General features: G+C 70.5%; 24 protein-coding genes. 19 read left to right on the top strand and 5 right to left on the bottom strand.

The window, feature by feature from the left end; all coding sequences use genetic code 11:
- The first annotated feature begins 298 nt into the window (after nt 1-298).
- The 15 genes from ACGFZK_RS12825 (at nt 299) to ACGFZK_RS12755 (ending at nt 17,030) form a co-directional block, all read left to right on the top strand.
- On the top strand, nt 299-1,954 hold the full coding sequence (locus ACGFZK_RS12825; RefSeq protein WP_393848871.1) for an ABC transporter substrate-binding protein: 1,656 nt from the start codon (nt 299-301) through the stop codon (nt 1,952-1,954).
- Nucleotides 1,955-2,184: 230 nt separating this feature from the next.
- Nucleotides 2,185-3,078: an ABC transporter permease gene (locus tag ACGFZK_RS12820; protein WP_393848870.1), complete on the top strand. Its 894-nt coding sequence runs from the start codon at nt 2,185-2,187 to the stop codon at nt 3,076-3,078.
- A 23-nt stretch (nt 3,079-3,101) separates the two neighbouring features.
- A complete protein-coding gene (locus ACGFZK_RS12815; RefSeq protein ID WP_393848869.1) occupies nt 3,102-4,025 on the top strand; it encodes an ABC transporter permease in 924 nt (307 codons plus the stop codon).
- A gap of 9 nt (nt 4,026-4,034) precedes the next feature.
- Nucleotides 4,035-5,126 carry an ABC transporter ATP-binding protein gene (locus ACGFZK_RS12810; RefSeq protein ID WP_393848868.1) on the top strand — a complete coding sequence of 364 codons (1,092 nt, stop codon included), beginning with the start codon at nt 4,035-4,037 and terminating at the stop codon, nt 5,124-5,126.
- The gene (locus ACGFZK_RS12805) at nt 5,119-6,171 is read left to right on the top strand and encodes an ABC transporter ATP-binding protein (protein ID WP_393848867.1); all 1,053 of its coding nucleotides are present in this window, start codon (nt 5,119-5,121) and stop codon (nt 6,169-6,171) included. The genes ACGFZK_RS12810 and ACGFZK_RS12805 overlap by 8 nt, the downstream gene beginning before the upstream one ends.
- A 133-nt stretch (nt 6,172-6,304) precedes the next feature.
- Complete coding sequence (locus ACGFZK_RS12800) at nt 6,305-7,231, top strand: GNAT family N-acetyltransferase (protein WP_393848866.1); 927 nt, start codon at nt 6,305-6,307, stop codon at nt 7,229-7,231.
- A gap of 107 nt (nt 7,232-7,338) precedes the next feature.
- On the top strand, nt 7,339-8,970 hold the full coding sequence (locus tag ACGFZK_RS12795; protein ID WP_393848865.1) for an ABC transporter substrate-binding protein: 1,632 nt from the start codon (nt 7,339-7,341) through the stop codon (nt 8,968-8,970).
- Between the two features lie 31 nt (nt 8,971-9,001).
- A complete protein-coding gene (locus ACGFZK_RS12790; RefSeq protein WP_393848864.1) occupies nt 9,002-9,925 on the top strand; it encodes an ABC transporter permease in 924 nt (307 codons plus the stop codon).
- Nucleotides 9,926-10,013: 88 nt separating this feature from the next.
- Nucleotides 10,014-10,940 carry an ABC transporter permease gene (locus ACGFZK_RS12785; RefSeq protein WP_393848863.1) on the top strand — a complete coding sequence of 309 codons (927 nt, stop codon included), beginning with the start codon at nt 10,014-10,016 and terminating at the stop codon, nt 10,938-10,940.
- Between the two features lie 12 nt (nt 10,941-10,952).
- Complete coding sequence (locus ACGFZK_RS12780) at nt 10,953-11,936, top strand: ABC transporter ATP-binding protein (RefSeq protein WP_393848862.1); 984 nt, start codon at nt 10,953-10,955, stop codon at nt 11,934-11,936.
- Nucleotides 11,929-12,984, top strand: coding sequence for an ABC transporter ATP-binding protein (locus ACGFZK_RS12775; protein ID WP_393848861.1), 1,056 nt, complete (start codon nt 11,929-11,931; stop codon nt 12,982-12,984). The genes ACGFZK_RS12780 and ACGFZK_RS12775 overlap by 8 nt, the downstream gene beginning before the upstream one ends.
- Nucleotides 12,985-13,336: 352 nt before the next feature.
- On the top strand, nt 13,337-13,531 hold the full coding sequence (locus ACGFZK_RS12770) for a hypothetical protein (protein WP_030012369.1): 195 nt from the start codon (nt 13,337-13,339) through the stop codon (nt 13,529-13,531).
- A 23-nt stretch (nt 13,532-13,554) separates the two neighbouring features.
- The gene (gene mshB / locus ACGFZK_RS12765; protein WP_393848860.1) at nt 13,555-14,451 is read left to right on the top strand and encodes an N-acetyl-1-D-myo-inositol-2-amino-2-deoxy-alpha-D-glucopyranoside deacetylase; all 897 of its coding nucleotides are present in this window, start codon (nt 13,555-13,557) and stop codon (nt 14,449-14,451) included.
- Nucleotides 14,448-14,831, top strand: coding sequence for a DUF6113 family protein (locus ACGFZK_RS12760; protein WP_393848859.1), 384 nt, complete (start codon nt 14,448-14,450; stop codon nt 14,829-14,831). The genes mshB and ACGFZK_RS12760 overlap by 4 nt, the downstream gene beginning before the upstream one ends.
- Nucleotides 14,832-15,173: 342 nt before the next feature.
- A complete protein-coding gene (locus tag ACGFZK_RS12755) occupies nt 15,174-17,030 on the top strand; it encodes a peptidoglycan binding domain-containing protein (RefSeq protein ID WP_393848858.1) in 1,857 nt (618 codons plus the stop codon).
- Between the two features lie 203 nt (nt 17,031-17,233).
- Here the strand turns inward: ACGFZK_RS12755 and ACGFZK_RS12750 are convergent, their stop codons facing one another.
- On the bottom strand, nt 17,234-18,028 hold the full coding sequence (locus ACGFZK_RS12750) for a transglutaminase-like domain-containing protein (RefSeq protein ID WP_393848857.1): 795 nt from the start codon (nt 18,026-18,028) through the stop codon (nt 17,234-17,236).
- Nucleotides 18,025-19,011, bottom strand: a complete 987-nt coding sequence (locus ACGFZK_RS12745; protein ID WP_393848856.1) for a GNAT family N-acetyltransferase — start codon at nt 19,009-19,011, stop codon at nt 18,025-18,027. The genes ACGFZK_RS12750 and ACGFZK_RS12745 overlap by 4 nt, the downstream gene beginning before the upstream one ends.
- Nucleotides 19,012-19,128: 117 nt before the next feature.
- Here ACGFZK_RS12745 and fdxA point away from each other — a divergent pair, with 117 nt between their 5' ends.
- A complete protein-coding gene (fdxA, locus tag ACGFZK_RS12740) occupies nt 19,129-19,458 on the top strand; it encodes a ferredoxin (RefSeq protein WP_030011906.1) in 330 nt (109 codons plus the stop codon).
- 107 nt (nt 19,459-19,565) lie between these two features.
- Complete coding sequence (dapC, locus tag ACGFZK_RS12735; protein ID WP_393848855.1) at nt 19,566-20,660, top strand: succinyldiaminopimelate transaminase; 1,095 nt, start codon at nt 19,566-19,568, stop codon at nt 20,658-20,660.
- Between the two features lie 90 nt (nt 20,661-20,750).
- Here the strand turns inward: dapC and ACGFZK_RS12730 are convergent, their stop codons facing one another.
- Both ACGFZK_RS12730 and ACGFZK_RS12725 read right to left on the bottom strand, forming a co-directional pair.
- Entirely contained in the window at nt 20,751-21,128 is a 378-nt protein-coding gene (locus ACGFZK_RS12730; protein WP_393848854.1) for an ATP-binding protein, read from the bottom strand.
- 260 nt (nt 21,129-21,388) lie between these two features.
- On the bottom strand, nt 21,389-22,351 hold the full coding sequence (locus ACGFZK_RS12725; protein ID WP_393848853.1) for a hypothetical protein: 963 nt from the start codon (nt 22,349-22,351) through the stop codon (nt 21,389-21,391).
- An 86-nt stretch (nt 22,352-22,437) separates the two neighbouring features.
- Here ACGFZK_RS12725 and dapE point away from each other — a divergent pair, with 86 nt between their 5' ends.
- Together dapE and ACGFZK_RS12715 are read left to right on the top strand one after the other, a co-directional pair.
- Complete coding sequence (gene dapE, locus ACGFZK_RS12720; protein WP_393848852.1) at nt 22,438-23,517, top strand: succinyl-diaminopimelate desuccinylase; 1,080 nt, start codon at nt 22,438-22,440, stop codon at nt 23,515-23,517.
- A gap of 64 nt (nt 23,518-23,581) precedes the next feature.
- Nucleotides 23,582-24,349: a TIGR00730 family Rossman fold protein gene (locus ACGFZK_RS12715; RefSeq protein ID WP_393848851.1), complete on the top strand. Its 768-nt coding sequence runs from the start codon at nt 23,582-23,584 to the stop codon at nt 24,347-24,349.
- Nucleotides 24,350-24,716: 367 nt separating this feature from the next.
- Here the strand turns inward: ACGFZK_RS12715 and folP are convergent, their stop codons facing one another.
- On the bottom strand, nt 24,717-25,577 hold the full coding sequence (gene folP, locus ACGFZK_RS12710; RefSeq protein ID WP_393848850.1) for a dihydropteroate synthase: 861 nt from the start codon (nt 25,575-25,577) through the stop codon (nt 24,717-24,719).
- Nucleotides 25,578-25,651: the final 74 nt, after the last annotated feature.

The raw sequence follows: 25,651 nt of genomic DNA, 5'->3' as shown, positions 1-25,651 counted from the left end.
TGACACTCCGGAAGATGAGCTAACCGTCCGTTTCGCACGTGTCTGTCTCCTATCCGTTTGTCCGGATTTCGGGTTTCTGCCGCGGATCGATGTTGTGAAAACGAGACCACTTAAGTGTGGTTTACGGCCTGGCAGTCCCTGAGGATGGCTCCATTGAGCTCGGGTCAATGGGTCACGCGCTGTGGGGAGCGCGCCGACTCACGAGCACACTATGGGCAGGAAATTGCTCGCCGTCAGGGGTGTCGGCGAGGTTTCTTTGCCCCTCAAGTCGATCAGTGGACTCATGAGGAGGAAACCCATGCGCGGTGCCAAGAGCGCCAAGTGGGTCGTGGGCGCGGTTGTCGTCGCCCTGGCCGCTACTGCCTGTGGCGGCGGTGACGGTGACAGCAAGGACAAGGGAAGCGCTGCCAACGGTGGCGTGTTCCGGTTGGGCAGCACCGAGCCGGACACCATCGACCCGGGGCGTGCCCACGAGTCCACGGGTATCCTGCTGGCCAACGCGCTGTTCACCGGCCTGTACGGGAACACGCCGGACGGTCTCGCCGAGCCCGCGCTCGCCGAGTCGGCGACGTCGGACGAGGGTTGCACCTCCTGGACCTTCAAGCTCAAGCCCGACACCAAGTTCTCCAACGGCGAGGTCGTCGACGCCGAGGCGTTCGCCCGTGGTTGGGCCCGTGCTGCGCACAAGGCCGCCGCGTCCGACGTGGCGTACCACTTCGCCGGCATCAAGGGTTACGCCGAGCTGCAGGACGGCTCCGCCAAGACCTTCGCCGGTGTCACCACGCCGGACCCGACCACCATCAAGGTCGACCTGTCGAAGGCCGACTGCGAGTTCGTCCTGAAGACGGCGCACGCCGCCTACAGCCCGGTCCCGAAGGTCGCCAAGGTCGGCGAAGAGGACAAGGCGTTCGGCGAGGCCCCCGTCGGTAACGGTCCGTTCAAGATGGACGGCACCTGGGAGCACAACAAGGCGATCAACCTGGTCCGCAACGACGGGTACGGTCTGCAGAAGGCCTCCCTCGAGAAGGTCCAGGTCACGCTCCTCAACGACAAGACCGCGCAGCAGCTCGAGTACGACGGCTTCCAGGCCGGCACCTTCGACTACGCGCACATCCCGACGCCGATGCTGAAGACGGCCGAGGCGAAGTACAAGCCGCAGAACAAGTGGTTCGCCAAGGACACCAACGGCATGAACTTCGTTCTGCCGATCGGTGACAACGGCCCGACCAGCAACAAGGACGCCCGTCTGGCGATCTCCTACGCGATCGACCGTCAGGCCATCGCCAAGGGTGTCTTCCAGGGCTACCAGACCCCGTCGACGACCATCGTGCCGCCGGCGTTCCCGAAGGCGTACCAGAAGGACCTCTGCGTCTCCTGCATCAAGCAGGACCCCGCCAAGGCCAAGGAGCACGCCGAGAAGGGCGGCCTGAAGCCGGGTACCGAGATCCGCTTCAGCTTCAACACCGGTGCCGGCCACGAAGAGTGGGTCCAGGCCATCGCGAAGCAGGTCGAGGAGGTCCTCGGCGTCAAGGTCAAGCTGGACGGCAAGGACTTCCCGGGCATGCTCAAGGAGCAGCAGGGTTCGAGCGCCAGCGGCATCTACCGCTTCGCGTGGGGCGCGGACTACCCGACCCCGGAGAACTTCCTGTTCCCGCTGCTGCACTCGTCCTCGATGGCCAAGGACGCCGATGGCAACGTGACCGGTGACAACCGCGTCCGTTACAACAACCCCGAGTTCGACAAGCTGATCGACACGGCCCGCGCCACCAAGGACGAGGCCGCGCGTCTGGCGATGTACAAGCAGGCCGAGAAGATGGCCATGGACGACATGGCGCTCATCCCGACCTTCAACCGCTCCCAGTTCCGCCTGATGGCGACGGACAAGTTCAACGGTCTGGACGACATCAACTTCAACGAGGACCCGATCCTCGAGAAGATCTCGATCAAGAAGTAATCGGTTCGGACGGTATATCCGTCAGGAGCGAACGTGCCGCGGCCCCCGGGTGACCGGTGGGCCGCGGCCCCGCTCGGCAGGCCGTTTTTACTTCGGCACCCCTCACATCCGCGGGCAATCCCCGCAGGCCGAGAGCCGTCCCGTTCCTAGGGTCGGAGGCCGCTGCTCCCAGAAGCGGCCAGGTAGAGAGGCAAAACATGGGAAGGTACGTCGCCCGTCGCCTCGGGCAGATGGTCATAGTCCTCATCGGCGCGACCATGGTTCTGTTCGCGTGTCTGTTCGTTCTCCCCGGCGATCCCGTGGGTTCGATTGCGGGCAGTGACAAGGCACGCGACCCAGCAGTGGTCGCGGAGCTCAAGGCGCGTTACGGGCTCGACAAGTCGCTGCCCGAGCAGTATGTGAACTACGTGGCAAAGGTTGCGACCGGAGACCTCGGTGAGGACTTCGTCCAGCGCCGCGAGGTGTCCGACATCCTTGCTCCCAAGCTGCAGAACACCGCGAAGCTGGCCCTGCTGGCCATCGCTCTCGTGACGGTGTTCGGTATGGGGGTCGGCATCATCGCCGCCCTGTACAGATACAGCATCTTGGACATGGCCACGACATTCTTTACGACCATGGCCGTCGGATTCCCGACGTTCGTGATCGGCATGCTGCTCATGAAGTACTTCGCCGTGGAACTCCAGTGGTTCCCACAGCTCGGCGGCGACAAGCTCGAAGGCATGGTCCTTCCCGCGATCACCCTCGCCGTCACCGACATCGCGTTCGTCGCCCGCCTCACCCGCGGCACGATGCTCGAGGTGCTGCGCGCGGACTACGTGAAGACGGCCGTGGCCAAGGGACTTCCGCGCCGTCGCGTGCTGTTCAAGCACGTGCTGCGCAACTCGTCCATCCCCGTGGTCACCTACCTGGGCATCTCGTTCGGCGGACTCCTCGGTGGTGCGCTCATCACTGAGGCGATCTTCAACTGGGACGGTGTCGGTCTGGCACTGGTTCAGGCGATTCAGCAGCAGAACAACCCGATCGTGATCGGCGTCGTGACGTACAGCGTCGCCATCTTCGTCGTCCTCAGCCTCATCGTGGACCTGCTGTACGCGGCCCTCGACCCGCGTATCCGCCTCAGCTGACCGCCCCCAAGGAGGATTTCCTCATGTCTGAGCTCGCAACGAGCCCGGCGATCGGGGACGAGAACCCCGTGTCGTCCGCTTCGGCCCCGGCCGAACCCCGACCCAAGCAAATGAGCCAGTGGGGCGAGATCCGTCACCGCTACGTCCAGAACAAGCTGGCCGTCCTCGGCCTCGTGATCATCACCCTGCTGTTCCTGACGGCGGTGTTCGGCGACATGCTCGCGCCGTTCGACCCCTCGGCGCAGGACCTCGAGAACACCCTCGCCTCGCCCGACGGCACCCACTGGATGGGTACCGACGCCCTGGGCCGCGACATGTTCTCGCGCCTCATAGCCGGCACCCGCGTGGCCATGTTCGTCGGCCTCGCCTCGATCTTCTTCGCGGTGCTGATCGGTGTCGCCCTCGGCGCCATCGCCGGCTACTTCGCCGGCTTCGCCGACACCCTCGTCATGCGCATCGCGGACGTCTTCCTCGCGTTCCCGCTGATGATCGGCGCCGTCGTCATCATCCTGGTCACCGGCCGCGGCATCACGCCGGTGATCATCTCGCTCGCGATCTTCTCGTGGGCCACCGTTTCCAGGCTCCTGCGCAGCTCGATCCTGTCGGTGCGCGAGATGGACTACGTCCACGCGGCCAAGGCACTCGGCGCGAGCGGCTGGCGGATCGTGCGCACGCACATCCTGCCCAACTCGCTGACCGCCGTGCTGGTCTACGCGACGTTCAACGTCGGCACCACGATCATCGGCGTCGCGGCGCTCTCCTTCCTCGGCGCCGGCGTCCCCGTCGACGTCCCGGAGTGGGGCAACATGCTCGCGGCCGGTCAGGCGTTCATCGGCGTCGCCGACTTCCTGTGGGTGTACCCGAGCCTGTTCGTCGTCGTCACCGTGCTCGGCTTCGCCTTCGTCGGCGACGGCCTGCGTGACGCGCTCGACCCGAAGCTCCGGTAGGGCCGCCCGATGCCCCGAGACAACATCAGCAAGCAGGACGAAGGTGGCGGCGTGACGACGTCGGAGATTCTCAGCGTTGCGGAGACGGGCGGCGGAACCGCCGTGCCGCTGCTGGAGGTGGACAACCTTCAGGTCGAGTTCAAGACCCGTGACGGGGTCGCCAAGGCCGTCAACGGCGTGAGCTACAGCGTCAGCGCCGGCGAGACCCTCGCCGTGCTCGGCGAGTCCGGCTCCGGCAAGTCCGTCACCGCCCAGGCGATCATGGGCATCCTCGACAGCCCGCCCGGACGGGTCTCCGGCGGCGAGGTGCGCTTCCACGGCAAGGACATCCTCAAGATGTCCGACGAGGAGCGCCGCAAGCTCCGTGGCAACAAGATGGCGATGATCTTCCAGGACGCGCTGTCCTCCCTGAACCCGGTCTACTCGGTGGGCGACCAGCTCGGCGAGATGTTCCGGGTCCACCGGGGCATGTCCAAGAAGGACTCGAAGCTCAAGGCCATCGAGCTCATGGAACGGGTGAAGATCCCCGCCGCGAAGGCGCGCGTGGGTGACTACCCGCACCAGTTCTCCGGCGGTATGCGCCAGCGCATCATGATCGCCATGGCGCTGGCCCTGGAGCCGGACCTGATCATCGCCGACGAGCCGACCACGGCTCTCGACGTGACGGTCCAGGCACAGGTCATGGACCTGCTCGCGGAGCTCCAGCGCGAGATGAACATGGGCCTGATCCTGATCACCCACGACCTCGGCGTCGTCGCCGACGTCGCGGACAAGATCGCGGTCATGTACGCGGGCCGGATCGTCGAGACCGCTCCGGTCCACGAGATCTACAAGCGCCCGTCCCACCCGTACACCCGCGGCCTGCTCGACTCGATCCCGCGCCTGGACCAGAAGGGCCAGGAGCTCTACGCGATCAAGGGCCTGCCGCCCAACCTGCTCCGCATCCCCGCGGGCTGCGCCTTCAGCCCCCGTTGCCCCAAGGCGCAGGACATCTGCCGCACCGAGATCCCGGTGCTGCACCCGGTCACCGAGCAGGACGGCACCGAACTGCCCGGCCGCGGCAGCGCGTGCCACTTCTGGAAGGAGCAGATCCATGGCTGAGCTCACCAAGAACGCCACCGAGCGCGAGCCGATCCTCCAGGTCCGCAACCTGGTCAAGCACTTCCCGCTGACCCAGGGAATCCTGTTCAAGAAGCAGGTCGGCGCGGTCAAGGCCGTCGACGGGGTCTCCTTCGACCTCTACCAGGGCGAGACCCTCGGCATCGTCGGCGAGTCCGGCTGTGGCAAGTCCACGGTCGCCAAGCTCCTGATGAACCTGGAGCGGGCGACCGCCGGCGAGGTCTTCTACAAGGGCCAGGACATCAGCAAGCTGTCCGGCCGCGCCCTGAAGGCCGTCCGCCGCAACATCCAGATGGTCTTCCAGGACCCGTACACGTCGCTGAACCCGCGCATGACGGTGGGCGACATCATCGGGGAGCCCTACGAGATCCACCCCGAGGTGGCTCCCAAGGGCTCGCGCCGGCAGAAGGTCCAGGAGCTCCTGGACGTCGTCGGCCTGAACCCGGAGTACATCAACCGGTACCCGCACCAGTTCTCCGGCGGCCAGCGCCAGCGCATCGGCATCGCCCGCGGCCTCGCCCTGCAGCCGGAGATCATCATCTGCGACGAGCCGGTCTCCGCGCTCGACGTGTCGGTGCAGGCCCAGGTCATCAACCTGATGGAGAAGCTGCAGGACGAGTTCAACCTCTCCTACCTCTTCATCGCGCACGACCTCTCGATCGTCCGGCACATCTCGGACCGCGTGGGCGTCATGTACCTGGGCAAGATGGCCGAGATCGGCTCCGACGCCGAGATCTACGAGCACCCGACCCACCCGTACACCCAGGCGCTGCTCTCCGCCGTCCCGGTCCCGGACCCGGACGCGCGCGAGGGCCGTGAGCGGATCATCCTCACCGGTGACGTGCCGTCCCCGGCCAACCCGCCGTCGGGCTGCCGCTTCCGCACCCGCTGCTGGAAGGCCCAGGACAAGTGCTCCACCGAGGAGCCGCTGCTGGCGATCCCCGAGCGCTTCAAGGGCCTGAACACCCTGGCCGCGCACGACTCGGCGTGCCACTTCGCGGAGGAGAAGGCCATCCTGGCCGTCTGACCCGCGCGTTCCCTCACCACGGCTGGTCCCCGGCGCCGCACGGCGCCGGGGACCGGCCGTTCGTGCGTGCGGCCCGGCTGCCTCCCGCGCAAACCGGTTGCGACCGCGGGAGCCCGGGCCGGACAGTGGCGGCATGACCCTCACCGTACGGCCCGCCGGGCCCGGGGACGCGGCCGACATCTGCGCCCTGCTCAACGCCGTCGACATGATCGAGATCGGCCGCCCGGAGACCGATCTGGGCACCGTCGAGTCCGACCTCAACGCCCCCGACGTGAACCTGGCCACCGACTCCTGGCTCGCCCTGCAGGACGGCCGGCTCGTCGCCTACGCCCTCGTCTGGGCCGACTCCGGGCCGGGCCGCGTCGACGCGGACCACTACGTGCTGCCCGGCCACGACGAGGCCGCCGTCGTCCTGCTGGAGCGCATGGAGGCCCGCGCCCGTGAACTGGCCGCCGGGCCCGGCGTACTGAGACTCCAGCTCAACGTGGCCCCCACCATCGACCTCGCCCTCCTCGCCGGGCGCGGCTACCGCACCATCCGCCGCTACCAGGTCATGACCCGCTCCCTGTCCCCGGCCGCCGACCCGGCGCCGGCCCCTCCGGCCGGGCTCACCCTGCGCCACTGCGCCGACGACGAGGCCGACCGCCGCCGGGCCCACGCCCTGATCGAGCGGACCTTCGCCGCGCACTTCGGCCATGTGGACCGCCCGTACGAGACCTGGCTGGACCACATGGACGGCCGCAAGCTCGACTGGTCGCTGGTGTGGATCGCGAGCCTGCCCGGCCACGGCGACGCCGCCGTCCTGCTCACCCGGGACGACCGCACGAGCATGGCCTGGGTCAGCCACATCGGCGTGGCGAAGGAGGTGCGCGGCCGCGGCATCGGCGGCTTCCTGCTGCGCCACGGCTTCGCCGTCTACGCCGAGCGCGGCCGGGACACCCTGGGTCTCGGCGTGGACACCCACAACGAAACCGGCGCACTGGCGTTGTACGAGGCGCACGGGATGGGCCTGCACTACGCCGTCGACTCCTGGGAGCTGCCTTTGCACCCGCAGGGGTGACAGGGGCGGGGCGCGCGGGTGCAATCGGTCCAACCATGAGTGGACGGGACCCCACATAGGGTGACATTGGCCCCTAAGCGAGTCTCGGGACCCCTAGGAGGCACTCCATGCGCGGAGCCACCCACGCCAAGTGGGCCGCATGTGCGGTGGCCGTCGCCCTCGCGGCGACGGCCTGCGGCGGCGGAAGCGACAGCGGCGGAGGCGGGGGCGAGTCGGGAATCGTCAGCTCCTCGTGGGGTGACCCGCAGAACCCGCTGGAGCCGGCCAACACCAACGAGGTGCAGGGCGGCAAGGTCCTGGACATGCTCTTCCGGGGTCTCAAGCGCTACGACCCGAAGACCGGCGAGGCCCTCGACATGGTCGCCGAGAAGATCGAGACGACGGACAGCCAGAACTTCACCGTCACGCTCAAGGACGGCTGGAAGTTCAGCAACGACGAGCCGGTCACCGCCCAGTCCTTCGTCGACGCGTGGAACTACGGCGCGGACGTGCGCAACAAGCAGAACAACTCGCCGTTCTTCTCCGACATCGTCGGCTACGCGGACGTCCACCCGGCCTCCGGAGAGCCCAAGGCCAAGACGATGTCCGGGCTGGTCGTCAAGGACGCCAAGACCTTCACGGTCGCGCTAAAGAACAAGTTCTCCACCTGGCCCGAGACCCTCGGCTACCAGGCCTTCTCCCCCCTGCCCAAGGCCTTCTTCACCGACCACGCCGGCTGGCTCAACAAGCCGATCGGCAACGGCCCGTACACGGTGGACTCGTACACCAAGGGCACCGGCATGAAGCTGCGCAAGTGGGACGCCTACCCCGGCACGGACAAGGCGCAGAACGGCGGTGTGGACCTGAAGGTCTACACCGACAACAACACCGCCTACACCGACCTGATCTCCGGCAACCTCGACCTCGTCGACGACGTCCCGGCGCAGCAGCTGAAGAACGTCAAGAACGACCTGGGCGACCGGTACATCAACCAGCCGGCCCTCATCATCCAGACCCTCACCTTCCCGCTGTACGACCCGCAGTGGAACAAGGAGGGCATGGAGAACGTCCGCCGCGGGATCTCGATGGCGATCAACCGCGACGAGATCACCAAGCAGATCTTCCGGGAGACCCGGACCCCGGCCAAGGACTGGACCTCCCCGGCCCTCGGCGAGAAGGGCGGATTCTCCTCCACGGTCTGCGGCGACGCCTGCGTATACGACCCGGCAGCGGCCAAGAAGCTCATCACGGACGCAGGCGGGCTCCCCGGCGGCAAGGTCACGCTGACCTCCAACGTGGACACCGGCTCGCACCGCGACTGGATGGACGCCGTCTGCAACAGCATCAACAACGCGCTGGGCGAGGGCCCGGTCTGCACGGTCAACCCGATCGGCACCTTCGCCGACTTCAGGAACCAGCAGAGCAGCTTCAAGCTGACCGGCCCGTTCCGCTCCGGCTGGCAGGCCGACTACCCGCTGATCCAGAACTTCCTCCAGCCGCTCTACTACACCGGCGCCTCCTCCAACTACGGGAAGTTCAGCAACGCGGACTTCGACAAGCTCGTCGACGAGGCCAACCAGGAGAGCGACGCGGCCAAGGCGATCACGAAGTTCCAGGACGCCGAGAAGATCCTCGCCGCGCAGATGCCGTCCATCCCGCTCTGGTACCAGAACGGCAGCGCGGGCTACGCGGAGCGGCTCACGGACGTGGCGCTCAACCAGTTCAGCGTCCCCGTGTACGACCAGATCAAGGTCAGCTGACCCACGTTTCGGATCGATCCTGGAGCAGTCCATGGGACGTTATGTGATCCGGCGGCTGCTCCAGATGATCCCGGTGTTCATCGGCAGCACGTTCCTGATCTTCTTCATGGTGTACGCGCTCGGTGACCCGGTCGCCGCCCTCTTCGGCGACAAGGCACCCGACCCGGCCACCGCCGCGCGCATCCGCAAGGACCTCTACCTCGACCAGCCGCTGTGGAGGCAGTACCTCCACTACATGGGCCAGATCTTCCAGGGCGACTTCGGCACGGCCTTCAACGGACAGCCCGTCACCGAGCTGATGGCCAGCGCCTTCCCGGTCACCCTGCGCCTGACCATCGTCGCGATCTTCTTCGAGATCGTCGTCGGCATCACCCTCGGCGTGATCAGCGGCCTGCGCCGCGGCAGGTCCGTCGACACCGGCGTGCTGGTGCTCACCCTCGTCGTCATCTCCGTGCCGACCTTCGTGACGGGCTATCTGCTCCAGTACCTGTTCGGCGTCAAATGGGGCTGGGTGCGGCCCACGGTCTCCCCGGACGCCCCCTGGAGCGAGCTGATCCTGCCCGGCATCGTGCTCGCGCTGGTCTCCCTCGCCTACGTCACCCGGCTCTCGCGCACCTCCATCGCCGAGAACGTCAAGGCCGACTACGTGCGCACCGCGACCGCCAAGGGCCTGCCGCGCCGCCGGGTGGTCACCCGCCACCTGCTGCGCAACTCGCTCATCCCCGTCGTCACCTTCATCGGCACCGACATCGGCGCCCTGATGGGCGGCGCCATCGTCACCGAGCGGATCTTCAACATCCACGGCGTCGGCTACCAGCTCTACCAGGGCATCCTGCGCAACAACTCACCCACGGTCGTCGGCTTCGTGACCATCCTCGTCATCGTCTTCCTGGTGGCGAACCTGCTCGTGGACCTGCTCTACGCGGTCCTGGACCCGAGGATCCGTTATGCCTGACCCCGAGCGTCCCGAAGGGCCCGGCGGCTACGATCCCGTCGGTCCCCGCCCGCGCGAGGCGATCTCCCCGACCGGCCAGGGAGGGCCGATGGATCTCGCTTTGGAGGAGGCCGAGAGCGTCGAGGGCATCGAGAAGACCCCCGGGCCGGGCGTCACCGGCCCCGGGGCGAAGGCCCGCTCCCTGTGGTCCGACGCCTGGCACCAGCTGCGCCGCAACCCCGTCTTCATCATCTCCTCGCTGATGATCGCCTTCCTGGTGATCATCTCGATCTGGCCGCAGCTCATCGCGAGCGGCGACCCGCTCCAGTGCGACCTGTCCAAATCGCAGCAGGGCTCCTCCCCGGGCCACCCCTTCGGCTACGACACCCAGGGCTGCGACGTGTACACCCGCACCGTCTACGGAGCCCGCGCCTCGATCACCGTGGGCGTCTGCGCCACCGTCGGCGCCGCCCTGCTCGGCTCGGTCCTCGGCGGGCTCGCAGGATTCTTCGGCGGCTGGGGCGACGCGCTGCTCTCCCGGGTCGCCGACATCTTCTTCGGCATCCCCGTCGTCCTCGGCGGCCTGGTCTTCCTGTCCGTGGTCACCAGCACCACCGTCTGGCCGGTCGTCGGCTTCATCGTGCTCCTCGGCTGGCCGCAGATCGCCCGCATCGGCCGCGGCTCCGTCATCACCGCGAAACAGAACGACTACGTCCAGGCCGCCCGGGCGCTCGGCGCCGGCAACGGCCGGATGCTGCTGCGGCACGTGGGGCCCAACGCCGTCGCCCCCGTCATCGTCGTCGCCACCATCGCGCTGGGCACGTACATCGCCCTGGAGGCCACCCTGTCCTTCCTCGGCGTCGGCCTGCGCCCGCCCACCGTCTCCTGGGGCATCGACATCTCCAACGCGGCCTCGCAGATCCGCAACGCCCCGCACATGCTGCTCTGGCCGGCGGGCGCGCTGAGCCTGACCGTCCTGGCCTTCATCATGCTCGGCGACGCGGTGCGCGACGCCCTCGACCCCAAGCTGCGCTGAGGAGCCCCGCACATGCTGCTCGAAGTCCGCGACCTGCACGTGGAATTCAAGACGCGCGACGGAGTCGCCAAGGCCGTCAACGGCGTCAACTACTCGGTGGCCGAGGGCGAGACGCTCGCCGTGCTCGGCGAGTCCGGCTCCGGCAAGTCGGTGACGGCCCAGGCCGTGATGGGCATCCTCGACATGCCGCCGGGCCGGATCGCGGGCGGCGAGATCCTCTTCAAGGGCAGGGACCTCCTCAAGATGAAGGAGGAGGAACGGCGCAAGGTCCGTGGCGCCGAGATGGCGATGATCTTCCAGGACGCCCTCTCCTCCCTGAACCCGGTCCTGAGCGTGGGCGCCCAGCTCGGCGAGATGTACGAGGTGCACCGCGGGATGTCCCGCAAGGCCGCCAAGGTCAAGGCCGTCGAGCTGATGGACCGGGTGAAGATCCCGGCGGCCAAGGAGCGGGTGGGTGACTACCCGCACCAGTTCTCGGGCGGTATGCGCCAGCGCATCATGATCGCCATGGCGCTGGCCCTGGAGCCCTCCCTGATCATCGCGGACGAGCCGACGACGGCCCTGGACGTCACCGTCCAGGCGCAGGTGATGGATCTGCTGGCCGAGCTCCAGCGCGAGCTGAACATGGGCCTCATCCTGATCACCCACGACCTGGGCGTGGTCGCGGACGTGGCCGACAAGATCGCGGTCATGTACGCGGGCCGGATCGTCGAGGCGGCCCCGGTCCACGAGATCTACAAGGCGCCCGCGCACCCGTACACGCGCGGCCTGCTGGACTCGATCCCGCGCCTGGACCAGAAGGGCGAGGAGCTGTACGCCATCAAGGGCCTGCCGCCGAACCTGCTGGCCATCCCGCCCGGCTGCGCCTTCAACCCCCGTTGTCCGATGGCGCAGGCGGTGTGCCGCACCGACGTCCCGCCGCTGTACCGGGTGACCGAGTCCCCGGTGGAACGGACCAGCGCCTGCCATTTCTGGAAGGAGTGCCTCCATGGCTGAGTCCCTTCTGGAAGTGAAGGACCTGGTCAAGCACTACCCGCTGACCCGGGGCATCGTCTTCCGCAAACAGGTCGGTGCGGTCAAGGCCGTCGACGGGGTCTCCTTCGACCTGCGCGCCGGCGAGACCCTCGGGATCGTCGGCGAGTCCGGCTGCGGGAAGTCCACCGTGGCCAAGATGCTGGTCAACCTGGAGCGGCCGACGGCCGGTGCCATCTCGTACAGGGGCGAGGACATCAGCAAGCTGTCGGGCCGCGCCCTGAAGGCCGTCCGCCGCAACATCCAGATGGTCTTCCAGGACCCGTACACGTCGCTGAACCCGCGCATGACGGTGGGCGACATCATCGGGGAGCCCTACGAGATCCACCCCGAGGTGGCTCCCAAGGGCTCGCGCCGGCAGAAGGTCCAGGAGCTCCTGGACGTCGTGGGCCTGAACCCGGAGTACATCAACCGGTACCCGCACCAGTTCTCCGGCGGCCAGCGCCAGCGCATCGGCATCGCCCGCGGTCTCGCCCTGCAACCGGAGATCATCGTCGCCGACGAGCCCGTCTCGGCGCTGGACGTCTCCGTCCAGGCCCAGGTGATCAACCTGCTGGACCGGCTCCAGAGCGACTTCGACCTGTCCTACGTCTTCATCGCGCACGACCTCTCGATCGTCCGGCACATCTCCGACCGGGTCGGCGTCATGTACCTGGGCCGGATCGTCGAGATCGGCACCGACACCGAGATCTACGACCACCCGACCCACCCGTACACCCAGGCGCTGCTCTCCGCCGTCCCGGTCCCGGACCCCGAGGCCCGCGCCCACCGCGAGCGGATCATCCTCACCGGCGACGTGCCGTCCCCGGCCAACCCGCCGTCGGGCTGCCCCTTCCGCACGCGCTGCTGGAAGGCCGAGCCCCGCTGCACGGCGGAGGTCCCGCTGCTCGCGGTCCCGCAGGTCTTCCCCTCGGGCCCGGCGGCGCACCCCTCGGCCTGCCACTTCGCGGCGGAGAAGCAGGTGGTCCCGCCGTCCGGCCGGCCGCCGGCGGATCCGCTGACGAAGGAGTAGCCGCCGACCGATGATTTCCGGCCACCGCTGTGCGTCAGGTGGGGAAACGGCCGACACGCCCGACAACTCCGTTTACGTGGGGGCAACTTGACCGTTTCTGCCCCGAGATCTGGGGCATGCACCCTGGATGCCGTGCGGCCGTGCGGGTGCCGACAGCCGGCCGGGGAGGCGTACAGCCTCCCCGGCCGGCCTCCCCGTGACCCCACTCATGCACGGCGTGCGCCCCTTGTGCTGCCGGATTTCGATCGATGCGCTGGCACGGATAGTTATGATCCGTAGCGCACGGTGGGTATGACTCTCGCCGAGCACGAATACGCGAACCGATGTCCGCTCGACGTGGAGGTGAAACGCCGTGGCACTCTCGATCTCCGCCGTGGTGCTGCTGGCGATCATCGTCTTCCTGCTGGTCCGACGGGCGGGCCTGAAGGCGGGACATGCGGTGGTCTGCGTGCTGCTCGGCTTCTACCTGGCGAGTTCCACCATCGCCCCGACCCTCAGCCAGCTCACCTCGAACGTGGCGAGCATGATCAGTGGCCTCAAGTTCTAGACCCGGCCTCGTAGGCTAGGCCCATGAACGGTCTTCCCGCCCGTCGTCTGCTCCTCGTGCACGCGCACCCCGACGACGAGTCCATCAACAACGGCGTCACCATGGCCAAGTACGCGGCCGAGGGTGCCCACGTCGCGCTGGTGACCTGCACCCTGGGCGAGGAGGGTGAGGTCATCCCGCCCGGCCTCGCCCACCTGGCGGCCGACCGCGACGACGCCCTCGGCGCCCACCGCGTCGGCGAGCTCGCCGCGGCCATGGCCGAACTGGGCGTCCACGACCACCGGTTCCTCGGCGGCCCCGGCCGCTTCCGGGACTCCGGGATGATGGGCGCCCCGCAGAACCACCGCCCGGAGGCCTTCTGGGCCGCCGACGTGGACGAGGCCGCCGCGTACCTCGTCGAGGTGATCCGGGAGCTGCGCCCGCAGGTGCTCGTCACCTACGACCCGGACGGCGGATACGGGCACCCCGACCACATCCAGGCCCACCGGGTCGCCATGCGCGCCACCGAACTGGCCGCGGAGACCGCGTACCGGCGCGACCTCGGCGCACCCCACGCGGTCGGGAAGATCTACTGGAACCGCGTCCCGCGCTCGGTGGTCGAGGAGGGCTTCGCCCGGCTGCGGGCCGCCGGCGGCGAGGTGACCTTCCCCGGGCTCGGTTCGCCCGAGGACGTGCCGGGAGTCGTCGCCGACGAACGGATCACGGCCGAGATCGACGCCAAGGACACCTTCGTGGCGGCGAAGGCGGCCGCCATGCGGGCCCACGCCACCCAGATCGCCGTGGACGGGCCCTTCTTCGCCCTCTCCAACGACCTGGCGCAGCCGCTCTTCACCCGCGAGTACTACGAACTGGTCCAGGGCAGGCCGGGCGCCCCGGCCGGCGAGCGCGAACACGACCTCTTCGCGGGGGTGGAGGCGTGACCGGCCCGGTGACGGCCGGGCGGATCGCCGGCTGCCTGGGTCTGCTGCTCCTGGGCGTGCTGACCGGCGCGGCCGGGTGGCTGGTGGTGGACCTGTGGTTCCCCGGCGGCCTGGTGCTCGCCCTGCTGGCCGTCTTCGGGCTGTTCCTCGGGGGCCGGATCGCCCTCGGGACCGGCTTCGGGGTGGGCGGCGCCGCGGCCGGCTGGTTCCTCTCGTACGTGATGCTCAGCCTTCCGCGCCCCGAGGGGGACTTCCTCCTTGGTTCGTCCGGAATCGGCATGTACGTCTACCTTTTGGGTGGAACCGTCCTCGCTGTGATGTGCGCCACGATGCAGGGCCCGGCGGATCGGCCGGTTTCGGCCGCGCCGCCTGCCAAGTGACGTGGTGTCGGACCTCGTAGGGAGGTCTGCCGAGGGGGCGCGCAAGGGCTCGACGGGCGGTTCAGAGGGGTTTGACGGGCGCTGACTGGAACCCCTGATTCCCGGCAGTCAGTTGCCTGCGGGCGGCGGCCAGTATGGTGGACGGGCCGCCGAGCTGCCCGCGCACGGTATGACGGGCGGCGGAGCCAACCGGGAGAACCTGCCTTGAGTCGTGAAACCGACAGTTCGTCCTCCGGGCCCAAGGGGCACGGTGGAGCCGCCTACCCCTCGGGAACACCGCCGTATGGAACCGGCCAATACCCGTCCACGGACGCTGCGGCGACCGCTCCGGAGGAGAACCCTGTGACCTCGAAGCCGTCCACGCCCGATTCCGACGGGCCCAAGACCGAGACCACCCTGACGACCCGGATCCGGATCAACATCCCGGGTTCGCGGCCGATCCCGCCGGTGGTCGTGCGCAAGGCGATGGGCACCAACTCCGGCGGCTCGGCCGGTGGCGGGGAGCAGACCCCGCCGGAGCGGGCGCCCGAGCCGGCCTCGCAGCCGCCGCTCGCGCAGCGCCGGGGGCCGCAGCCGACCCGTATCGAGGCCGAGCCGGAGCCGGCCGGTGCCCAGGCACCGGCGCCCGCCCCGGCCGAGGGCGAGGAGGCGGCCCCCAGCAACTGGTTCGCCCCCCGCAAGCCGGCCGCCCAGGCGCCCGCACCGGCCCCCGCCGCGGCCCCGATGCCGCCGGCCGCGCAGCGTCCGTTGCCCACCCGGACGCCGTCCCCGACGCCGACCCCGACCCCCACCCCGCCGCCGGCCGTCCCGGGCGGGGGCTACGCGCCGCCGCCGCGCACCCAGGCCCCGCCGGCGCCCGCGCAGGACGCCGCCTTCGCACCGCCGCGCACCCCGCCGCCGCCGGTGGCGGACTACGGCCAGGGCTACGCCCAGGCGCCCGCACCCACGGCCCCCGCGCCCGGCGGCCCGGGCGTCGGATCGACCCAGGGCTTCCCGGTGTACGGGGATGACCACGGCGACGCCGGCCCCGTCACCGAGGCCTTCCCGGCCTACGGCAGTGGCCCCGCCGGACCCACCGGCGGCCCCGGCTTCGGGACCGGCCCCGTCGGCGGCCCGGCCGGCGGGCCCGCCTTCGACGACGCCGCGCAGTGGCCCGGCCCCGACCTGGACGGCCCGCTGCCCACCCCGGTCCCGGCCCCCGCGCCGGCCGCGCCCCGCCCCGCGCCCGCGCAGCCGAAGGCCACCGGCAAGCCCGCCAAGAAGGGCCGCTCCAAGCTGGTCCTGCTCGGCGGCGCCGTCATCGGCCTCCTCGGCGTGGCCTACGGCGCCGGGCTGCTCCTGAACCACTCCGACGTCCCCAAGGGGACCACCGTCCTCGGCGTCGACATCGGCGGCAGCCGTGACGAGGCCGTCTCCAAGCTCCAGACCGCCTTCGGCACCCGCGCCGCCGCCCCGATCCAGCTCAGCGTCGGCGGCAAGCAGGTCGAGCTGAAGCCCGAGAAGGCCGGCCTGACCCTGGACAGCCAGACCACCGTCCGCAACGCGGCCGGCAGCGACTACAACCCGGTCACGGTCATCGGCTCCCTCCTCGGCCAGGAGCGCGTGGCCGAACCGGTGATGCCGACCGACGAGGAGAAGCTCCAGGTCGCGCTGCAGGAGCTCGCCGGCACGTCCGGCTCGGTCACCGAGGCCACCATCAAGTTCGACACCGGCAAGGCCGTCGCCGTCCCCGGTGCCCCCGGCACCACCCTCGACGTGGACGCCTCCGTCCAGCTGGTGGCCAAGGCCTTCAAGGACCAGGTCGCCACCGGCAAGGCCGCCGTGGCCGAACTGCCGAGCACCACCAAGGCGCCGACCATCGGCCAGGCCGAACTGGACCGGGCCATGAAGGAGTTCGCCGAGCCCGCGATGTCCGCCAACGCGGTCGTCAAGGTCGGCCCCAAGTCCATCGCCTTCGGCAGCAAGTCCCTGCCCAAGATCCTGAGCATGCAGCCCGTGGAGGGCCGCCTGACCGAGAAGTTCGACCTGGAGGCGCTCAAGGCGACCTACGGGAACACCTTCGACGGGATCCTGATCACCCGCGGCAGCGGCGACCGGACGGCCGTCACCCCGCAGGACATCGCCGGCGCCCTCGTCAAGGCGCTGCGCGGCAAGACCACGGCCGAGCGCACCGTGGTCGTCGACACCAACCCGAGCTAGGTCGTGCCGGTGCCCCCGCCCGCATTTCGGGCGGGGGCACCGTCACGTCCGCCGCATCGAGGTACGGGTCCGGGTGGCCCGCGGCGACGAGCCCGGCTCCGCCGGACACCGGGCTCCGCCCGGACCCGCGCCCCACGCGCCGGCGAGGCTGGAAATGCCGCCGGCGGGGCTGGATGGGCCCGGAGGGGCTCGATCGGCCCCGGTCAGTTCAGCAGGGCACGGGCGGAGACGGCCTCCGCGTGGATGCGGGCCGCCGCGTCGGCGTCCACGGCGGACACCACCCCCGCGTACGCGTCCAGCTCGGCCGCCCCCTCCCCGAAGGAGCCCCGCTCCACCAGCAGCCGCGCCCGCTCGTACCGCAGCGCCGCCGGATGCGACGGCAGCAGCAGCGACAGCTCCAGCGCCCACAGGGCGACCCCCGACTGCTCCGGCCGGGCCGCGGCCCAGGCCCGGATGTTGCCGAGGATCCGCAGCACGATGTCCAGCGTCCTGGCGGGCTCGCGCGGCCCCGACGCCAGCTCCGCCGGCCCGGTGCCCAGCGACGCGCCACCCGCGAACGGGTCCACCACCACGCCCTCCTCCGGGTCGCCGAAGCCCACCACGAAGTGCCCCGGCAGCCCCAGCCCGTACACCGGCGCCCCGGCCCGCCGGGCGACCTCCAGCCACACCACCGACAGCAGGATCGGCAGCCCGCGCCGCCGTCTCAGCACCTCGTGCAGCAGCGAGGACGACAGCCGGTCGTAGTCCGCCGGGGTGCCGTGGAACCCCAGGCGCCCGCCCAGCAGTTCCGTCACCGCGGACGCCCACGCCCGCCCGCCGCGCAGCCCGTACGGCAGCATCCCGGCCAGCCGGTCCAGCTCGATCTGCGCCCAGTCCATGGCGCGTTCGTCCAGGTCCGGATCCCCCTCGGTGGCCAGCAACAGGCACAGCAGCGCCAGGTCGGGCCGCTCCGCGCGGGCCTGCTCCGCGAACTGCTCCCGCCGGGCCGCCGTACTCACGACGCCGCCCGGTAGTGGTGGTACGTGTGGTGCGTCGCGAAGCCCAGCCCGTCGTACAGCGCCAGCGCGCCCGGATTGTCCGTCTCCACCTGCAGCCACGCCGCCGACGCGCCCTCCTCCAGTGCCCGCCGGGCCAGCGCGGCCATCACCGCCGTCGCCAGGCCTTCGCGCCGGTGCGCGGGATCGACCGTCACCGCCGCGAAGCCGGCCCACCGCCCGTCCACCACGCACCGCCCGACGGCCCGGCCCCCGGGCAGCGCCGCGAACCACACCGACGGGCCCTCCACCAGCATCCGCCGGGCCAGGTCCGGATCGCCGACCTTCCCGTAGCGCCCGAGCCACTCCTCGTCCGGGACGCGGGTCAGACGTACGGCCTCGGCCGCGGGCGCGTCCACGTCGCCCACCGGCGCCAGCGCCCCGATCCGTACCTCCGCCGACACCTCGGACACCCAGCCGCGCCGCTCCAGTTCCGCGGCGAGCATTTCCTGGGTGCCGGCGGCCCCCGTCGCGACCTGCACATAGGCCGGAAGGGAGCGCTGTGCGTACCAGGAGGTCACTCGCGCGAGTGCATCGTCCAGCGGTATCCCGGGATCGCCGAGCGGCAGCACGGAATTGGCCCGCCGGGTGAATCCGGCGGCCGCCCGCAGCGTCCAGTCGCCCAGCTGCTCGCTCTCCAGCGGCTGCCAGGCCCGCGCCGCGACCCTCGAGAGCTCCTCGAAGGAGGCCGCCGGACCCCGCCGCCGGGCCGGCGCGGCAGGCACGATCTTGCCCGCCACCAGCGAAGATTCCGCGATACGGACGGACTGTCCGTCCTTCTTTGTGATCAGCAGCACACCCTGGTCCCAGGATGTGAGAACCCCGACCGTGTCCGTGAACTCGGGTGATCCGCTCACTACGGCCTCCACCCGTCGTACAGAGACTCGTTTACCCACGTCAGCCGGGGTAATTCGGACCTCCAGCAGTCCACCGGCAGTGATTTCCACAGCTCTGTCCGCCCCTCCTGTTCGGATCGTGCCCGGGAACGGAGATACTAGGTGCGGGCATCGACGACGCCGCGCTCCCGCGCGATATGGAAAGCCCTACCGAGGAGGAACGAGAGCGTGACCTACGTCATCGCGGAGCCTTGTGTCGACGTCAAGGACAAGGCATGCATCGAAGAGTGCCCCGTCGACTGCATCTACGAGGGCCAGCGGTCCTTGTACATCCACCCGGACGAGTGCGTCGACTGTGGTGCGTGTGAGCCGGTCTGCCCGGTCGAGGCCATCTTCTACGAGGACGACACTCCGGAGGAGTGGAAGGACTACTACAAGGCGAACGTCGAGTTCTTCGACGAGCTCGGTTCGCCCGGTGGTGCCTCCAAGCTCGGCCTGATCGAGCGCGACCACCCCTTCGTCGCGGCGCTGCCCGCCGGTATCAACGGCGAGCACTGACCTCCACGTCAGACGCGCCCCTCGGTCCCGTACGGCCTTCCCGCCGCACGGGACCGACGTGTTTTCCCAGCCGTACCCACCAGCACGCAGAGAGAGCAGAGACCACCGTGGCCGCAGTATCCGACCGTCTTCCCGCCTTCCCCTGGGACAAGCTGGAGCCGTACAAGGCCACGGCGGCGGCCCACGCGGACGGCATCGTCGACCTGTCGGTCGGCACCCCCGTCGACCCGGTCCCGCAGCTGATCCAGCGCGCCCTGGTCGAGGCCGCGGACTCCCCGGGATACCCGACCGTGTGGGGCACCGTGGCCCTGCGCGACGCGATCACCGGCTGGGTGCGCGGCCGCCTCGGCGCGAGCGCCGCCGAGCACCGCAACGTCCTGCCGGTCGTCGGCTCCAAGGAGCTGGTGGCCTGGCTGCCGACCCAGCTGGGCCTCGGCGCCGGTGACAAGGTCGCCTACCCCCGGCTCGCCTACCCCACGTACGAGGTCGGCGCGCGGCTGTGCGGCGCCGAGGCCGTCGTGTACGACGACCCCACCGAGCTCGACCCGGCCGGCGTGAAGCTGCTGTGGCTCAACTCCCCGTCCAACCCCACCGGCAAGGTCCTCGCCAAGGAGGACCTGGTCCGGATCGTGGCCTGGGCGCGCGAGCACGGGATCCTGCTCTTCAGCGACGAGTGCTACCTGGAGCTGGGCTGGGAGGCCGAGCCCGTCTCCGTCCTCCACGACGACGTGTGCGGTGGCTCGTACGAGGGCATCGTCGCGGTCCACTCCCTCTCCAAGCGCTCCAACCTGGCCGGCTACCGGGCGGCCTTCGTCGCCGGTGACGCGGCCGTCCTCGGTGAGCTGCTGGAGATCCGCAAGCACGGCGGCATGATGACCCCCGCCCCGGTGCAGGCGGCCACGGTCGCGGCGCTCGGCGACGACGCCCACGTCGAGGAGCAGCGCGAGCGCTACGCGGCCCGCCGCGCGGCGCTGCGCACCGCCCTGGAGGCGCACGGTTTCCGGGTCGAGCACAGTGAGGCGAGCCTCTACCTGTGGGTGACCCGCGACGAGCCCTGCTGGGACACCGTCGCGCACCTCGCGGGCCTGGGGATCCTGGTCGCGCCGGGAGACTTCTACGGCGAGGCGGGCGCGCGGTTCGTGCGCGTCGCCTTCACCGCCACCGACGAGCGCGTGGAGGCGGCGGTCAAGCGCCTCGGCTGACCGGCCCCGCGCCACGACGGAAACGCCCGAGGGGGCCGGAAGTTCGCACTCCCGGCCCCCTCGGTGGTTCCTGCGCCGATCCCTACGGGGTCAGCCGCCCAGCGGCAGGCCACCGGGCAGTCCGGCCGGCAGGACGCCGGACGTGGGCAGCGAGGAGGTCGGCAGCGAGGACACCGGCAGCTCCTGCGCCGCGGGCAGCCCGCCGAGCAGGCCCTGCGCGGCGCCGGCCACGTCGGAGGCGGGGGCCGGCAGGGTCTTGGCGGCGCCACCCGCGGTGTCCACGGCGTCCGTGGCCACGGCCGTGGCGTCCGTGGCCACGGCGGTGTCGGGGGCGGTGAGCTGGCCCAGCTGCGGCACGGACTCCAGACCGGCGGCACTGGCCGCGCCGGCCGCACCGACCACGGGCGCTGCCCCGGCTGCGATCAGCAGCGCGGCACGGGCGATCCGACGGGTCAGGGGGAGAGACATGTTGCTCCTAGCGGTAGCGGCTGAGTACGCCGTGCCTAACCGCTGCCGGGGCGGGTGGAGTTGCGGTGCCGGTGGGTAAAGGATCGGTAACGCATCGTTTAATCGGCTTCCGCGACAAGCGCATCGGACACGCGCCGACCAGGGGTTCCGTCCGGATCCGGGATCCGTGGCCCGCTACACGGATCCCCCCGCAGGAGTGATCACTCGCACGTGAGCACGGGCGCCCCCGGTGCGTGCCCCGGTCCGTCCGCCGCGGGAGGTCAGCGCGCCATGAAGATCCGCACCTCGCCGGGCCCGGCGTTGTGCGGGTCCCCCTTGCCGTCCTCGTCCCGCCACCTGCCGCGGTCCTTGCCGCCGATCCAGCCGTGCGGGCCGTACGACACCCGGGAGATGCCCAGCTCCTTGGAGTTGGCCACCGCCCAGTGGGCCATCGCCCGGGTGCGGCGGGTCGCGTCCTCACCGCCGCCCCGCTTCTCGGCCAGGGTGACCTCTGCCTCCTCGACGGCGCCCCCGTCGCCGGTGTTCCGGCCGGCCTGGGCGGCGGCCTGCGGGGGCGGGGTGTGCAGCCCGTCCTTGCCGAAGATCCGGGTCAGGTCGGCCCGCACCCGCTCCGGGTCGCCCGGCCCGGCCGGCGCGGGGCCGCCGCAGTTCAGGGTGCCGCCGCCGGCGAAGGCCGCCGTCAGCACGGTCGCGTCCGGCTCGTGCTTCGCGTACGCCTGCGGGAACCCGCTGCGCTGCACCTTCTGCGCGGCCACCGTCAGCGGCAGCCGCGAGTACCCCGGTACGTCGACGAGGTGGTCGTAGAAGATCCCGGCCGAGTAGACCGGGTCCGTGATCTGCTCCGGCGTGCCCCAGCCCATCGAGGGCCGCTGCTGGAAGAGGCCCAGCGAGTCCCGGTCGCCGTGGTCGAGGTTGCGCAGCGCGGACTCCTGCATGGCGGTCGCCAGCGCGATGGTCACCGCCCGGTCGGGCAGGCCCTTGGCGACGCCGACGGCGGCTATCGTCGCCGCGTTCGCCGCCTGCTCCGGAGACATTTCGTACGTTTCGGAGGTTCCGTCCTCGCCGACCGGATCCGCGCTGGCCGTGCAGAACGGGGCGCCGCCCCCACCGTTCGAATTGCGTTGCACGGCGAAGTACCCGATCACCGCGAGCAGAACGAGCAGGCCGACGGCCGCCCGGAGCAGCCGGCGGCGTCGAGGACGGGGACCACGGATCTCGGACACGCGCCCACCGTACTTGAGGCATATGACGCGTCCACCGGCCGGACGTACGAGGGCCCGCCGCAGCCCGGGGCGTTAGGGTCGGGTCCATGTCCGAATCCGAGCTGGACCTCACCCTGGACGCCGCCGAGCTGACCGCCCGGCTCGTCGACATTCCCTCCGTGAGCGGCGACGAGAAGGTACTCGCCGACCTCGTGGAACACGCGCTGCGCGGCCTGGCGCACCTCACCGTGGACCGCTTCGGCAACAACGTCGTCGCCCGTACGAACCTCGGCCGCGCCGAGCGCGTCGTACTCGCCGGCCACCTCGACACCGTGCCGATCGCGGACAACGTCCCCTCCCGCCTCGACGAGAACGACGTGCTGTGGGGCTGCGGCACCACCGACATGAAGTCCGGTGTCGCCGTACAGCTGCGCATCGCCGCGACCGTGCCCGAGCCCAACCGGGACCTCACCTTCGTCTTCTACGACCAGGAGGAGGTCGCCGCCGACCTCAACGGCCTCGGCAAGGTCGCCGCGGCCCACCCCGACTGGCTGACGGGCGACTTCGCGGTCCTGCTGGAGCCCTCCAACGCCGAGGTCGAGGGCGGCTGTCAGGGCACCCTGCGCGTCCTGCTCCGCACCGCCGGCGAGCGCGCCCATTCCGCGCGCAGCTGGATGGGCTCCAACGCGATCCACTCGGCGGGCCCGATCCTCGCCCGCCTCGCGTCCTACGAGCCCCGCAAGCCGGTCATCGACGGCCTGGAGTACCACGAGGGTCTCAACGCGGTCCGCATCGAGGGCGGCGTCGCCAACAACGTGATCCCCGACGCGTGCACGGTGACGGTCAACTTCCGCTACGCCCCGGACCGCACCGAGGCCGAGGCGCTGGCCCACGTACGGGAGGTGTTCGCGGACTGCGACATCGCCGAGTTCGTCGTCGACGACTCCTCGGCCGGCGCCCTCCCCGGCCTCTCCCACCCGGCGGCGGCGGCCTTCATGGAGGCGGTGGGCGGCCGCGCGATGCCCAAGTTCGGCTGGACGGACGTCTCCCGCTTCAGCGCCCTCGGCGTCCCGGCGGTCAACTACGGCCCGGGCGACGCCCTGCTGGCGCACAAGGTCGACGAACGCGTCGCGACGAAGGCGATCCTCCACTGCGAGGAACGACTCCGCGCCTGGCTGACCTCCTGAATTCCGCTTCTCGTCACCTTTGTGCGCCTACCCTGATCCAACGATCAGCAGGAGGGAGCACAGCATGGGCAACCACGGCAATCCCGAAGGTTCCGCTCGTCGCCGGCCCGAGGAGCAGCAGCTCGGGCCGGTGCTGAGGAGGCGGAGCCAGGTGCAGGCGGGCAGTACGACGGACCAGCGGCTGCTGGATTCGGCCGGGCCCTCCGAGTGGGTGCACACCGATCCCTGGCGGGTCCTGCGCATCCAGTCGGAGTTCATCGAGGGCTTCGGCACGCTCGCCGAGCTGCCGCCCGCGATCAGTGTGTTCGGGTCCGCCCGGACGCCGGAGGGATCGCCCGAGTACGACGCGGGCGTGCGGATCGGCAGCGCTCTGGTCGACGCCGGCTTCGCGGTGATCACCGGCGGTGGGCCGGGGGCCATGGAGGCGGCCAACAGGGGCGCCCGTGAGGCGAACGGCATCTCGGTCGGCCTCGGTATCGAGCTGCCGTTCGAGCAGGGGCTCAACCAGCACGTCGATCTCGGGCTGAACTTCCGGTACTTCTTCGTCCGCAAGACGATGTTCGTGAAGTACAGCCAGGGCTTCGTCGTCCTGCCGGGTGGTCTGGGCACGCTGGACGAGCTGTTCGAGGCGCTCACCCTGGTCCAGACCCAGAAGATCACCCGCTTCCCGATCGTGCTGTTCGGCACGGAGTACTGGAGCGGCCTGATCGACTGGCTGCGGGGCACGGTGATCGCCCAGGGCAAGGCCTCGGAGAAGGACCTCTACCTGTTCCACGTCACGGACGACGTGGACGAGGCGATCGCCCTGGTGACGAAGGAAGTCGGCAAGTAGCAGCCGGGGGCCCGACGCCGCCGCCCGGCGGCGTCAGGCCAGGCCGCGCCGGCCTCCGGCCGTCGGGGGTCAGGCCAGGCCGCGGCGGGCGACCGCTGGGGGGCGGTGGCCCTGGATGGACCGGACCATGTCTCCTTTTCGACGCCGCGCTCGCGCGGTGCGGCGCGGGGGCGCCTTACCGGCTTCGGGCGGCTGCGCCGGCCTCCGGCCGTCGGGGGTCAGGCCAGGCCGCGGCGGGCGACCGCCGGGGGGCGGTGGCCCTGGATGGACCGGACCATGTCTCCTTTTCGACGCCGCGCTCGCGCGGTGCGGCGCGGGGGCGCCTTACCGGCTTCGGGCGGCTGCGCCGGCCTCCGGCCGTCGGGGGTCAGGCCAGGCCGCGGCGGGCGACCGCCGGGGGGCGGTGGCCCTGGATGGACCGGACCATGTCCAGGATCTGCCGGGTCTCCGCGACCTCGTGGACGCGGTAGACCTGCGCGCCCAGCCAGGCCGAGACGGCCGTCGTGGCCAGGGTGCCCAGCAGGCGCTCCTTGACCGGCTTGTCGAGGGTCTCGCCGACGAAGTCCTTGTTGGACAGGGAGACCAGGACGGGCCAGCCCGTCGCCGTCATCTCGTCCAGCCGGCGCGTGGCCTCCAGCGAGTGCCGGGTGTTCTTCCCGAAGTCGTGACCGGGGTCGATCATGATCGCGTCCCGGCGTACGCCGAGTGCGGCGGCGCGTTCCGCGAGACCGACCGTGACGCGCAGGACGTCCTCCATGATGTCGTCGTACGCGATCCGGTGCGGCCGGGTGCGCGGTTCGACGCCGCCCGCGTGGGTGCAGACCAGGCCCGCGCCGTGGCGCGCGGCGACCTCCGCCAGCTTGGGGTCCACCCCGCCCCAGGCGTCGTTGAGAACATCGGCACCGGCCTCGCAGACCGCCTCGCCGACCTCGTGCCGCCAGGTGTCCACGCTGATCACCACGTCCGGGTGGCGGCGCCGGACCTCGGCCACGAAGCCGACCGTGCGCCGCGCCTCCTCGGCCGCGTCCACGTGTTCGCCCGGGCCCGCCTTGACCCCGCCGATGTCAATGATCGCGGCGCCCTCGGCGATCGCGTGCTCGACCCGGTCCAGCGCCGGCTCGTCGCGGAACGTCGCGCCCTGGTCGTAGAAGGAGTCCGGCGTCCGGTTCACGATGGCCATGATCACCGGCTCGTGGGTGTCGAACTCGCGCCTGCCCAGTCGCAGCATCCTGCTCTTTCCTCCTTCGGCGGCCCTCGCGCCTCGCCTGCGACCTTAACCTGGTGGCCGGAGTCTCTCAGGGG

The sequence above is a fragment of the Streptomyces sp. NPDC048257 genome, assembly GCF_043201855.1.
Lineage (GTDB): Bacteria > Actinomycetota > Actinomycetes > Streptomycetales > Streptomycetaceae > Streptomyces.
The sequence above is the reverse complement of the archived record's forward strand: the minus strand, read 5'-3'. Positions and strand labels throughout refer to the sequence as shown.

What these genes read in the sequence shown, in the direction of transcription:
- ACGFZK_RS12825 (WP_393848871.1), top strand. Translation starts at nt 299, where the DNA reads ATGCGCGGTGCCAAGAGCGCCAAGTGGGTCGTGGGCGCGGTTGTCGTC.
- ACGFZK_RS12730 (WP_393848854.1), bottom strand. Translation starts at nt 21,128, where the DNA reads ATGTCTCTCCCCCTGACCCGTCGGATCGCCCGTGCCGCGCTGCTGATC.
- dapE (WP_393848852.1), top strand. Translation starts at nt 22,438, where the DNA reads ATGTCCGAATCCGAGCTGGACCTCACCCTGGACGCCGCCGAGCTGACC.
- ACGFZK_RS12810 (WP_393848868.1), top strand. Translation starts at nt 4,035, where the DNA reads ATGCCCCGAGACAACATCAGCAAGCAGGACGAAGGTGGCGGCGTGACG.
- ACGFZK_RS12775 (WP_393848861.1), top strand. Translation starts at nt 11,929, where the DNA reads ATGGCTGAGTCCCTTCTGGAAGTGAAGGACCTGGTCAAGCACTACCCG.
- ACGFZK_RS12780 (WP_393848862.1), top strand. Translation starts at nt 10,953, where the DNA reads ATGCTGCTCGAAGTCCGCGACCTGCACGTGGAATTCAAGACGCGCGAC.
- ACGFZK_RS12795 (WP_393848865.1), top strand. Translation starts at nt 7,339, where the DNA reads ATGCGCGGAGCCACCCACGCCAAGTGGGCCGCATGTGCGGTGGCCGTC.
- ACGFZK_RS12785 (WP_393848863.1), top strand. Translation starts at nt 10,014, where the DNA reads ATGGATCTCGCTTTGGAGGAGGCCGAGAGCGTCGAGGGCATCGAGAAG.
- mshB (WP_393848860.1), top strand. Translation starts at nt 13,555, where the DNA reads ATGAACGGTCTTCCCGCCCGTCGTCTGCTCCTCGTGCACGCGCACCCC.
- ACGFZK_RS12805 (WP_393848867.1), top strand. Translation starts at nt 5,119, where the DNA reads ATGGCTGAGCTCACCAAGAACGCCACCGAGCGCGAGCCGATCCTCCAG.
- ACGFZK_RS12815 (WP_393848869.1), top strand. Translation starts at nt 3,102, where the DNA reads ATGTCTGAGCTCGCAACGAGCCCGGCGATCGGGGACGAGAACCCCGTG.
- ACGFZK_RS12790 (WP_393848864.1), top strand. Translation starts at nt 9,002, where the DNA reads ATGGGACGTTATGTGATCCGGCGGCTGCTCCAGATGATCCCGGTGTTC.
- ACGFZK_RS12820 (WP_393848870.1), top strand. Translation starts at nt 2,185, where the DNA reads ATGGTCATAGTCCTCATCGGCGCGACCATGGTTCTGTTCGCGTGTCTG.
- ACGFZK_RS12715 (WP_393848851.1), top strand. Translation starts at nt 23,582, where the DNA reads ATGGGCAACCACGGCAATCCCGAAGGTTCCGCTCGTCGCCGGCCCGAG.
- ACGFZK_RS12800 (WP_393848866.1), top strand. Translation starts at nt 6,305, where the DNA reads ATGACCCTCACCGTACGGCCCGCCGGGCCCGGGGACGCGGCCGACATC.
- folP (WP_393848850.1), bottom strand. Translation starts at nt 25,577, where the DNA reads ATGCTGCGACTGGGCAGGCGCGAGTTCGACACCCACGAGCCGGTGATC.